Origin of the sequence: Oceanobacillus sp. FSL H7-0719 (assembly GCF_045040795.1) — a bacterium.
Taxonomy (GTDB): Bacteria; Bacillota; Bacilli; order Bacillales; family Amphibacillaceae; genus Oceanobacillus.
The window spans coordinates 133,162-145,140 of record NZ_CP150301.1; the positions used below are offsets into that span (position 1 = coordinate 133,162).

The window sequence follows — 11,979 nt, forward strand, 5'->3', positions numbered from 1 at the left end:
ATAAAATTTAATTTATAGTTAATGCTCCAGCTCGTTCTGGAATCTCATCTATTTCAATCAAGTTCATCTTGCAGAAGTGGTTCAAAAATTCTTCAGCAAATTGCTTTTCTTCTGCATCTGTTTTAAGGGCGATGATATCCTTCAAGATTTGTGCTGTCCAGATATTATCATAATAACGGTATTTACCTGTATTCCAAGTCATGCGGTGTGGGTATTTTTCGTTTATATAATAGTTCCAGAACAGCATTTTTTCTGCCTCTTCATCTGAAAGCTTAATTTTGAATTCACTATGCGCAGGAACAATGCCGTCATCGCAGAGTTTGCCAATAAAAGTCTCATGTACCATATAAATGCCGAGAATTTTTCTTTCTTTTTCATCCTGATCCGTACTTCTTTCTGTGATGAGAACAGCACTATTTTGGTGCAAACGCACTGGTTTATTAGGTTGTCCTTTATTATCTCCGCTTTTAATTTCACCAGTAAATACTTGCCATTCATCAAAGACATTGTCACTTTCTTCTTCATCCAACCAGAAAACCAGTTGGGAGACAGGATGCAGCTTATGATTTTTCATCAGCTTTTTATGTTCCTCAACCCGCTGCTGCTCAAGAAGTTTTTGCGCTTTTTCTTCTTCGCGTTGTTTTTCCTGCTTTTCTTGTTCCACTTCAATTTTAGTAATTACTTTTTTCAGTGATTGTGCAGCGTCTCTGTCTTCTAAAGTTAGGTGTTTTCCAAAGGCATCGGGATAAATAAACTTCTTGCTTTCAGTTTTGAAACTAATCGTGATGAACTTATCATCCTGCTCGATAATATTTCCTTTACCAAAGCTTTTGTGCATTACTTGCTTGTCAATCAGATCCATTATTCCACTCCCTTTGTTAGTTACAATGTACTTCATTTCCGTTCGATTACTTGATTACTTGGCAGTAAAATAGTGATAGCTGCGTGACTTGTAAAAAAGATCGAAATACTCCGTGATAATCAACGATAAAAAAACCGCACCCAAATTCTGTCAGCAAAGAAGATGCGCCGGAAATCAAATATTATCTTAAGATTATTATAATTTTATTATAACATATTTTATGAAAAAGCACAAATAAATCATTGACAAGGGTGTATAGCCATTGTATAATGATTGGTTTCCTTGTTATGTATAGCATATACAATGCTTTTACGGAAAATTGTTTCATGGAGAAACTGCAGTTATTTAGTAATTTGATAAAATAAATGAGGCAAGATTTTTTCCGGTAGAAAGAACTGCTATTTCGACTTCCAATACTGGAGGATTCATTAATGGAGAAATCCCTGTTAGTAATGGTCGTAACATACTTTGTGGATAAAAAATGATTTCATCTTTTCTTAGGTGAGATTTTTATAAATACGTCATGCAGAAATTAACTGAAACTCAAATAAAGTCCCTTGTTTATTGCAGGGGACTTTCATTAGACACTCCCATACACCCCTTTATCAATTAAATTATTGATAAATAATGCCATCTCTTTTGGTGACTTTTCTAATCCATCATCATCATTCAACCACAGTTTTATTACTTGGACACTGCCGCTAACAATGAAAACACTAAGATATTTTGCAAGATCCTCATCCATATGCTCAAATTCTTTCCATTGTTTTGAAATGTACCGGTGAGCAACTTCCATTACTTTTAACTGAAAGGATGAATGTGAGCTTGTGTTTAGGAGAATCTGCACCTCATCTTTCTTTTCAGAAAAATATTCAATGATTTTCTCTGTCATTTGCAAAACTTCATTTTTTTCCTTGAAATTATACGAACGCAAATAAAGATTCAAATCATCAATCATTTCTTCTTCAATTTTCTCAAGTAATTCATATTGATCCGTATAATGAGCATAGAAAGTAGAACGGTTAATGTCTGCTGTCTCACATATTTCTTTTACTGTAATCGCTGAGAATTGTTTTTCCTTTAATAGTTGGAGCAGGCTATCTTTTAAAACCATCCGGGTATATTTTTTTCTGCGATCCATTTTTTTAGAACTCATTGAAATTCCTCCTTTTTAATATATTAACCAACATATTTAAAGAATACGTTGGCTATTGTACTTGAATCGTTAAACTGTCTGTTGAAAAACCAACACAGTGTTTTATATAATGATATAGTGATGTTAAAAAGAAGTCCAGTTTTCTTAAACTGTTAGCAGACGATTAATATCAAAATCAATTAAAATACTTATAACTTAGCTGTCTTACGGCTCTAACTATGCCTGCAAGCCTGATCACACTTCACCTTTCTTAGGTGGCTTGTGAGCTATCTGTATACGAAAGCATGCATTCTATTAAAAAAATGTTAGTAAACATCATTTTCGAAAGGCGGATAAATAGAAGAAACGTCCAAGAAGACATTCAGTGCATAGATGTCTAAATATCAGTTAAGCAGTTGTTTTTATAGCATTTAAGTTGATGATGTGGAAAGGATGAAAGAAGATAAATATTGCAGCAAAGATCATCGAAAAGAGAAAGTCAATTGTATTCATATTTATGGCGATAGCTGTGATTAGTGTTGTCGCACAATCTTTTGTTTCTGTTAACTATAATATGGTCGATTATTTACCTGAAAACGCACCATCTACTGAAGCGCTTGAAGTAATGGAGGATGAATTTTCTGGGTCGATACCAAACACGAATGTCATGATTTATGATGTTTCTGTCCAGGAAGCACTTCGGTATAAAGAAGAACTGGCGGCCATTGAGGGTATATCAGATGTTATGTGGCTGGATGATGTAATTGACATGAAGACACCAATAGAAATGGCAGATTCAGATACAGTAGAAACCTATTATCAAAATAATAATGCATTGTTCTCCTTTACGGTTGCGGATGGCGAAGAGGTGCCTGTAACAGACGCAGTGTACGAAGTCATAGGTGAAGACAACGCAATGGCAGGTGCCGCACTTGATACTGCAACACAGCAAAAAATGGCATTTACGGAAACAATGTATGCGGCGGCACTGCTTGTCCCAATTATTATTATTATTTTAGTTTTATCAACAACGTCTTGGATTGAGCCAGTCTTTTTCCTAACTGCGATTGGTGTTTCAGTTTTAATAAACCTGGGAACGAATATTTTTATTGGAGAAATATCATTTGTTACCCAGTCGGTAGCACCGATTCTCCAATTAGCAGTTTCGCTGGACTATGCGATATTCCTGCTGCACAGTTTCTCTGATTACCGTGAGAAGGTTGCAGATCCAAAAGAAGCAATGCGGCTTGCGATGAAGCGTTCATTTCCAGCAATCATTGTGAGTGCATCAACAACATTTTTTGGTTTTATCGCATTAAGCTTTATGAACTTTGAAATTGGTTCCGACCTTGGATTCAACCTGGTAAAAGGGATTGTACTAAGCTTTATTAGTGTGATGGTCTTCTTGCCGGCATTAACTCTTGTATTCTATAAATGGATGGATAAGACGAAACATCGTCCATTTATACCGAAGTTCAATCGGATTGGCAATAGCATTATGAAGTTGAGAATACCAGTAACAATCCTGGTCTTGCTGCTCATTGTTCCTGCATTCCTTGCACAGGGGCAAACAAACTTTATTTATGGAATAGGGGAGCAGCCGGAGAGCACAAGAGCAGGAAGTGATATCGTTAAAATTGAAGATGAATTTGGTGAAAATACACAAATGGTTCTGCTTGTCCCTAAAGGAGATATTGGCAAGGAAGAACAGCTTGTCCATGAACTTTCGGCAAATAATGATGTAAAGAGTATCATGGCATATGTGAATACAGTTGGCGCGGCAATCCCGCCTGAATATTTAGATGAGTCGATTACGAATCAATTCTATTCGGAAAATTACAGCCGGATTATTTTAAATACAACAACAGATGTAGAGGGAGAGGAGGCATTTGGCTTAATTGAAGATGTCGAGGAAGCAGTTAGCTCCTACTATGCAGATGATTTCTATATTTTAGGTGAAGGTGTTACTTTGTATGATATGAAAAATGTAGTACAGGAAGATAATAAACTAGTAAATACAATAACGATTATTACAATAGCAATTGCTTTACTAGTCTCATTAAAATCAATTACCTTCCCAATTGTACTCTTAGTAACGATTCAGGCTTCTGTATGGATTAACCTGTCGATTCCTTACTTTACTGATTCTTCCTTAGTTTTTGTCGGTTATTTAATTGTCAGCACGGTACAGCTCGCTGCCACAATTGATTATGGTATTTTGCTGACGGAAGATTATACACATAATCGAAAGAAAATGCCAGCACTCCAAGCAATTAAAAAATCACTTGATGATAAATTTTTCTCGATTGTTATTTCGGCTTCGATATTATCGAGTGTTGGATTTATTTTATGGTTAACTTCGACAAACCCAATTGTATCTTCTATTGGACTATTGCTTGGAAGGGGAGCATTGCTTGCATTTATTCTAGTAATCGTACTTCTTCCGGCATTGCTCGTAATTTTTGATAAAGTATTAGAAAAAACAACGTGGAAACCAAATTATTATAAGGAGAAATGATAATGAAGAAAATCTTAATGATTACTGCCTGTCTTATGCTCGTTCTCCCATCATTTCTAACTGCAGCTGCTGCAGCGGAGACAGAAGGGGAACTTGCTTCAAAGGATGAGGTTGTTTATGCAACACTCCATCCAAATGGGAAGAGTCAGGAGCTCTATATCGTAAATACGCTTGATGTTACAGAAGCTGGCAGGGTTATTGACTACGGCAACTATACAAGTCTAAAGAACCTAACTGATCTATCAGAAATAGAACAGTCAGATGAAAAAATAGAAATGACTGCATCGGAAGGGAAATTTTATTATCAGGGAAATATGGAAGAAAGCCTCCTTCCCTGGGAATTTGATATAAAATATTTTCTGGATGGTGATGAGATTTCACCAGAAGATCTGGCTGGAAAAGATGGGCACTTCGAAATAAAAATTGATACTGCCGAAAATGAAACTGTGGATTCTATATTCTATGAAAACTATCTCCTGCAAATATCCTTTGCACTAGATTCTGAGAAAGCGCGAAATATTAAATCAGAAGAAGGGATGCTCGCTAATGCAGGAAAAAATAAACAAGTAACATTTACAGTAATGCCTGAGCAGGACGGGGAACTGGCAGCTGAAGCAGATGTGGTTGATTTTGAATTAAGTGGGATTGATATTACTGCAGTTCCTTCAACGATTAGTGTAGATGCACCAGATACAGACGAGTTAACAGGTGATATTGTAACTTTGTCGGATGCAATTGCTGAAATTAACAATGGTGTAGCTGGTTTAAAAGATGGTGCGGCACAATTGAATACCGGAACGGCAGAGCTTAGAAATGGTTCAAGTGAATACCAAAAAGGAATTACTGCATTAAATGGCGGGTCAGGTGACCTGGTTTCAGGATCAAAAGAAATTAATGATGCACTGCAGACAATGCGTGATTCTTTATCTGCAATAGAAGATATTGATTTAAGTGAATTGGAATTATTAATTGACGGTTTGGTACAGCTGTCAGGTGGCTTGAAAGAAACGAATAATGGGCTTGCAGAGCTGCATAAAAGTTATGCACAAGCGTATAAGGCACTTGATGAAGCGATGAGAGCCATTCCTGGCCATCAAGTGACACAAGAAGAAATTGAAGCGTTGTACCGCAGTGGAGCAGATCAGGAAACAATCAATAAGCTTGTTGACGTCTACACGGCAGCATTAACTGCAAAAGGGACATATGATCAGATTAAAGAAGCCTTTGCCGCAGTGGACAGCACACTCAAAACAGTGACTAATTCATTAACGACAATGAGTGAAAATGTGGATACGATGGTTAATGAAGTGTCCGGTTCACTAGGTGAAATAGACCATTCAGAAGGGTTGGGAGCACTGGAGGAAGGTGTTGCTGCTTTAGCGAATAATTATACTGCCTTTCACACTGGACTTGTAGAATATACAAATGGAGTCAGTGAGCTGGCAAGCGGTTATCAGGAATTGGATAATGGGATTGAAGGCTTAAGTGATGGGACTGCTGAACTGGAAAATGGCGTTCATGCATTGCATGAAGGGACATCAGAGTTAAATGAAGCAACAAGTGAAATGCCAGCGCAAATGACAGAGGAAATCGATAAAATGATCTCTGAATTTGATAAATCTGACTTTGAAGCAGTATCATTTGTTTCTGAGCAAAATGAAAATGTGAATTCTGTACAATTTGTACTGAAGACGGAAAGCATTGAGTATGATGAACCCGAAGCAGAAGAGGAAGAAGTAAAGGAAGAAAAGAGTTTTTGGCAAAAGTTCTTGGATTTATTCACTTAGAATGAATAGGCGGGACACTCAGGGTCTTTCCCCGGGTGTCCCGCTTTTATTCATGTGTTTTTAGCATCTAGTGAGCGTTTATGATCTTTCTTGATTTCATCTAATAATCCTTTATCTGTCAAGATGCGATAGCCAGTTGCAGCAAGTGCTTTTGCTCCGCTGATGAGCGCCTTGTCCCCGAGTTCAGATTTAGCGGCTTCACGGAATTCATGTGTATGGCCAATTAAATCATCTGGACCAATTTTAATATGACCATGTACAGTAGGCATTTCATAACTGATGTTTCCAGCATCTGTCGAGCCTTTGCCTTTACGTTCTTCCCTTACAACATTTTCACCTGCTTCAGTAAGTTCCTCTGCCAGCACTTCATCAAATATAGGTGTCACAACAAAATCTTTTACTTCATTTTGGAATCTTTCAACTTTTACAGTTGCACCAGTTGCAAGAGCTGCACCTTCCGCGATTGCACGTACTTTTTCTGAAGTTTCTTTTGTCTTTTTCCAAGATTCTGCACGAATATAAAAACGTGCAGAGGCGTAATCTGGAATAATATTTGGTGCATCCCCGCCGTGTGTGATAATACCGTGGATTCGCACATCATCAGGTAACTGCTGACGAAGGGCGTTAATACCATTAAATAATTGGATGACAGCATCAAGTGCGTTCACTCCTAGGTGAGGGGAGCCAGAGGCATGTGCAGCTTTTCCGTAAAACTTAAAATCTAGCGGGTCAACTGCTAAAGACTGTGGTGTAAGTCCTGTTCTTCCGCCGGGATGAAGCATTAAAGCTGCATCAACATCTTGAAGCAGGCCGTGTTTTGCGAAGCTGCCCTTTGCGCTGCCATTTGGTCCGCCTTCCTCGGCCGGGGTGCCGAGGACGAGGACCTTGCCGCCAGTATCTTCAATTACTTGTGCTAAAGCAATCCCTGCAGCTGCACTTGAAGTCCCTATAATATTATGTCCACAAGCATGACCAAGTCCTGGAAGAGCATCATACTCTGCAAGGAAGGCAATTGCAGGTCCTGGTTTCCCGCTGTCTTTTACTGCATAGAAAGAGGTTTCGTGTCCTGCCACAGCTGTTGTCACTTCAAAACCTGCATTTGTCAGGTTTTCAATATGCAATTTACTGGCAAAAAACTCTTCGTTCCCAATTTCAGGGTTTTCATGAATAGCATGGCTTGTTTTAATATAAAGCTCCTTGTTGGCCTCAATCGATTGAAACAGTACCTCTTTTACACTTTTAGTTATCGACATTTTTTATTCCTCCTATTTTATGATTAATATCTTAGAAAATCTTGTTTCTTAGAACGACTGTATGCACCCGTTCTAGTACTGAAATTATTCGCTGCTTTTTAAGTTATTAAATACTTTTTCAATTTCCTCGTCTGTTAATTTAACGAGAATGGATCCGCCATTTGTATCTTCTAAAACGGCTTTTTCTATGTCTGCTTCTTGATAAAGCTCTGCAATTCTTTTATATACTTCCTTGTCTTTATCTTCAGCTTTGACAGCAAGCAGGTTTACATATGGATAAATACTTTCATCATCTGCAGATTCTCGGAAAATGGGGTCCTCCGCTGGATTAAATCCTGCTTGACCAGCAACACCATTATTGATAACGGATGCGGCAACATCAGGCAGTACGCGAGGTGTTTGCTGCGCCGTCATTGGGATAATTTCAAGGTCTAAAGGGTTTTCAGCTATCTTGCTTGGATCGTCAAACATGCCGAAATCATCCGTTAATGTAATCAATTCAGCACTTTCTAAAAGTCGCAGTGCTCTTGCTTGGTTTGATGGGTCATCTGGAATGGCAATTTTATCACCTTTTTTGATCTCAGAAGGATCACTGATTTTCTCTGAATAGACACCTAAAGGGGCAAACATTGTTGAACCAATTGGGTAAAGGTCATTGCCGCTTTCCTTTACATATTGCGCCAAAAACGTGAAATGCTGAAATGCATTGATGTCTACATCCCCTTGGGCAAGTGCATTATTTGGTAATGTATAGTCAGCAAATTCGATTAGCTCGATTTCAATGCCTTCTTTTGCAGCTTTTTCTTTAAGAATTGGCCATTGTGCACCATCTGAGCCATTAACACCAATTTTCACCTTGACTGTTTCTCCATCTTTGCCTTCTGTTCCTTCACCACTGGCGCTCCCACATGCAGCCAGAAATAATAAAATAAGTGAGCTTAATAGAATAAAAGTTTTTTTCATTTTGTCTTCTCCTTTTTTGGCATGCGATTATTATCGACGCATGATTTTTTTCGAAATTGTATTACCAAGCCATTGTGCCAGCTGTACCATGAGAATCAGGATGACGACTGTTACGACCATGACACTTGTATCAAAACGCTGGTAGCCATATGTCATTGCAATATGCCCCAGTCCGCCACCGCCAACTGTTCCGGCAACTGCTGAAAAGTCAATCAAGCTGATTGACATAAAGGTTAAACCGAGGACGAGAGGTCCAAGTGCTTCAGGGATTAATACAGTAAAAATAATTCTCGAGGGACTTGCTCCCATTGCTTGTGCTGCTTCGATTACACCCTGATCAATACTGACGAGATTATTTTCTACGATTCTCGCAATTGAGAAGCAGGCAACGATTGTCATTGGGAAAATAGCTGCGGTTGTGCCAATTGTTGTCCCAACAACAGAACGGGTTACCGGTGAAATTGCCACAAGGAAAATAATAAATGGAACGGGACGGATTAAATTAATTAAAAAATTCAGAACTTGAAAAACGAATTTATTTTCCAATATATTGTTTTCTCTAGTTACATAAAGCAGAAGACCAAGCATGATTCCAAGAATCGAACCAAAGACAAGCGTTGTTGCAACCATGAATAGTGTTTCACCAGTAGCCTCAACGATTCGAGGCCAAAATGTTGACCAATCCACATTCATCTTAAATTACCTCCTTCATGTCTACGAGTCCGGCTAGTTCGTCGAGCGCCTTTTGTTTATTTGTCTCTTCACCAACGAGAGAAATCAGCAGGTTTCCAAATAGCTGTTCCTGCAGTTCTTGAACAGAGCCGTAGACGATATTGAAATGAACATCATGCTTTCTGGTAACCGTTGATAGTACAGGCTCTCCTGCAACGTCTCCCTTGAAAATAACCCTGTACAGCTTGCCGCCATTGTTCGTATTCCAATCCTTTAATATGGATTCCGAAGGCAGATCTTGTTGCACGGATTGGATAAAGCGTTCAGTCGTTTGCTGCTGCGGGTTTGTAAAAACATCGAATACCTCGCCGGATTCAATTACTTTTCCATTCTCCATGACGGCGACTTTATCACAAATAGTTTGGATTACGTTCATTTCATGGGTAATCAGCAGAATGGTAATTCCAAGCTCGCGATTTACTTTCTTTAAAAGTTTTAATATATCCTGTGTTGTATCAGGGTCAAGCGCAGAGGTTGCTTCATCGCAAATTAGGATATCCGGTGAGGAGGCAAGTGCTCTCGCAATCCCAACCCGCTGTTTTTGCCCGCCAGATAGCTGATCAGGATAATCCCCGGCTTTATCTGAAAGCCCGACGAACTGTAAGAGTTCAGCTACACGTTCCTTTATTTTGCTTTTGCTGTAGCCTGCAATTTTCAGCGGATAAGCGATATTCCCTGAGACATTTCGCGAATGGAATAAATTAAAGTTTTGAAAAATCATTCCGATATTGCTGCGCTGTTTGCGAAGATCCTTTGCTGATAATTTACTGACATCTGTCTCATGGATATAAACGGAGCCTCCTGTCGGGCGCTCAAGCATATTCACCAGACGAAGCAGCGTGCTTTTGCCAGCTCCGCTAAAACCAATTATTCCAAAAATTTCTCCCTGATTAATTTTCAAGGAAACATCCTGTACCGCATGAACGCTTCTCTTGCCGAGTGTGAAAACTTTTGAGACATTTTTAAATTCAATCAATTCGCTTACCTCCAAAATAATTTATAAGTGTTTTTTGTGAGCAGGGGATTGGACGTAATCCTTTTATACAATAAAAAATCCTTTCTTTTCACATGATGATGAAAAGAAAGGATTCTAAATAAAATATAGAAACTGCCTTTTCTCATCTTTCAAATGCATGTAAGCATTTGTAGGAATTAGCACAGTATTCACGTATGAATCTGTTGCCGAGATTTCATTGGGCCTAGTCCCTCCATCTCTCTGGATAAGAAAACAATATACATATTTAATTTTTTAAAAATAAAGGAAAATCAATTAAACTTTATTATAGGCTGTTAAATCTGAAAGTCAACCTTTTTTTAAAAAAAATTTGATGTATATCTGGAAAAATTAGCTCCTCTGTAATTGTCATTTCCCTTATTAAAACAAAGATAAGACGCTCTCCTTACAACGATTGTAAACTGGTTATCACCCATAATGAATCTCGTTTGCGATGAGTTGGGCAAGTGTGAACGATTTAAATTCTCATAAAATGTTCATAGAATAACGGAAGTTGTAAATAGTAAAAGAGGCAGGCAAGACAAATAACTTCAAAGCTTTTTCTTTGAATGATGATTAAATATAGCTTACTGTAAATATAATTTAAAAAATAAAAAGGGTGATCTAGTATGACAAAAGTAGGTATTGTAGTTGGAAGTATTAGAAAAAATTCATTTTCAGAACAACTTGCGAATAATATTATAGAACGATTCCCTGAAGATTTTGAAGCAGAATTTATTGAAATTGCAAATCTGCCGTTATATAACCAGGATTCAGATGAAAATGTTCCCGAGGTGTATACAAACTTCCGTGATACTGTGAAAGCGTTGGATGCAGTAGTTTTTGTAACGCCAGAACATAACCGTTCCTTCCCGGCTGCGCTGAAGAACGCACTTGATGTAGGTTCACGTCCTTATGGCTCAAATGTTTGGGATGGTAAACCGGCTCTGATCGTCAGCCAGTCTCCAAGTAATTTAAGTGGATTTGGAGCGAACCATCATCTGCGTCAAGTATTAGCATTTTTGAATATGCCAGTTGTTCAGCAGCCAGAAGTGTATATTGCAAATGTGATGGACTTATTGGGCCAAGATGGGAAAATCACAAACCAAGACACAATTAACTTCTTGCAAACTGTAGTAGACACATATGTAGAATTTGTGAAAAAACATTAAAAAGTGGGGCAGCAAGCGAGTTTTTTAGTTGTCACACCAAGCGGTATATCTGACATTCATCTTTCATTATGTTAAAATAATGAATAGATTTTGGTGATGAAGTGGGTGAATGTTATTAGTAAAATAAAACGTTCTATATATATAGTTTTGGGTCTGATTTCCTTTGGTATTGGAGTAGCAGGAACAGTTTTACCTGTTTTGCCAGGTGGGCCATTCTTTTTATTTGCTTCCTATTGCTTTACAAAAAGCTCAGAACGCTTAAATAACTGGTTTAAAACAACGTCCTTCTATAAGCAATATGTCGATCGGTACTTTATTAAACGCTGTATGACTAGATGGGAAAAAATCCGCATTAATATTATTGCTGACTTTTTCATAATCTTATCGGTTATACTGGTAGATATATTAATCGTACGGATTATTATGATTGTGCTTGCGTTGATTAAACATTATTACTTTATATATAAAATCAAGACAATTAAACCGGAAGAAATTAGGTTAATTGTAGGGAATAAAGAAAAAGTTCCCAACGAAATTTAAGTGGGACAATCAGGAGCAAATCC

Annotated in this window: 10 protein-coding genes and 1 riboswitch; of the genes, 4 read left to right on the forward strand and 6 right to left on the reverse strand. The window is 38.0% G+C overall.

Annotated features, from left to right (window positions below):
- Positions 1-7: 7 nt before the first annotated feature.
- Positions 8-862: a malate synthase gene (locus NST93_RS00645; RefSeq protein ID WP_405100210.1), complete on the reverse strand. Its 855-nt coding sequence runs from the start codon at positions 860-862 to the stop codon at positions 8-10.
- Positions 863-1,442: 580 nt separating this feature from the next.
- Entirely contained in the window at positions 1,443-2,018 is a 576-nt protein-coding gene (locus NST93_RS00650) for a TetR/AcrR family transcriptional regulator (RefSeq protein ID WP_405100212.1), read from the reverse strand.
- Between the two features lie 496 nt (positions 2,019-2,514).
- Here NST93_RS00650 and NST93_RS00655 point away from each other — a divergent pair, with 496 nt between their 5' ends.
- Together NST93_RS00655 and NST93_RS00660 are read left to right on the forward strand one after the other, a co-directional pair.
- Positions 2,515-4,515 carry an RND family transporter gene (locus NST93_RS00655; protein ID WP_405100214.1) on the forward strand — a complete coding sequence of 667 codons (2,001 nt, stop codon included), beginning with the start codon at positions 2,515-2,517 and terminating at the stop codon, positions 4,513-4,515.
- A gap of 2 nt (positions 4,516-4,517) precedes the next feature.
- Positions 4,518-6,302, forward strand: a complete 1,785-nt coding sequence (locus NST93_RS00660) for a YhgE/Pip domain-containing protein (RefSeq protein ID WP_405100216.1) — start codon at positions 4,518-4,520, stop codon at positions 6,300-6,302.
- 50 nt (positions 6,303-6,352) lie between these two features.
- Here NST93_RS00660 and NST93_RS00665 read toward each other — a convergent pair whose 3' ends face one another.
- From NST93_RS00665 to NST93_RS00680, 4 genes are all read right to left on the reverse strand, one after another.
- Positions 6,353-7,555, reverse strand: a complete 1,203-nt coding sequence (locus NST93_RS00665) for a M20 family metallopeptidase (protein ID WP_405100218.1) — start codon at positions 7,553-7,555, stop codon at positions 6,353-6,355.
- Between the two features lie 84 nt (positions 7,556-7,639).
- Positions 7,640-8,518, reverse strand: a complete 879-nt coding sequence (locus tag NST93_RS00670; RefSeq protein WP_405100220.1) for a MetQ/NlpA family ABC transporter substrate-binding protein — start codon at positions 8,516-8,518, stop codon at positions 7,640-7,642.
- Positions 8,519-8,548: 30 nt separating this feature from the next.
- A complete protein-coding gene (locus NST93_RS00675; RefSeq protein WP_405100222.1) occupies positions 8,549-9,211 on the reverse strand; it encodes a methionine ABC transporter permease in 663 nt (220 codons plus the stop codon).
- Between the two features lies 1 nt (position 9,212).
- The gene (locus tag NST93_RS00680; protein ID WP_405100224.1) at positions 9,213-10,226 is read right to left on the reverse strand and encodes a methionine ABC transporter ATP-binding protein; all 1,014 of its coding nucleotides are present in this window, start codon (positions 10,224-10,226) and stop codon (positions 9,213-9,215) included.
- Positions 10,227-10,365: 139 nt separating this feature from the next.
- Positions 10,366-10,477, reverse strand: a riboswitch (SAM riboswitch).
- Between the two features lie 396 nt (positions 10,478-10,873).
- On the opposite strand from NST93_RS00680, the gene NST93_RS00685 reads away from it, so the two are divergent.
- Both NST93_RS00685 and NST93_RS00690 read left to right on the forward strand, forming a co-directional pair.
- Positions 10,874-11,416: an NADPH-dependent FMN reductase gene (locus tag NST93_RS00685; RefSeq protein WP_405100226.1), complete on the forward strand. Its 543-nt coding sequence runs from the start codon at positions 10,874-10,876 to the stop codon at positions 11,414-11,416.
- Positions 11,417-11,512: 96 nt separating this feature from the next.
- Entirely contained in the window at positions 11,513-11,956 is a 444-nt protein-coding gene (locus tag NST93_RS00690) for a YbaN family protein (RefSeq protein ID WP_405100228.1), read from the forward strand.
- Positions 11,957-11,979 lie beyond the last annotated feature (23 nt).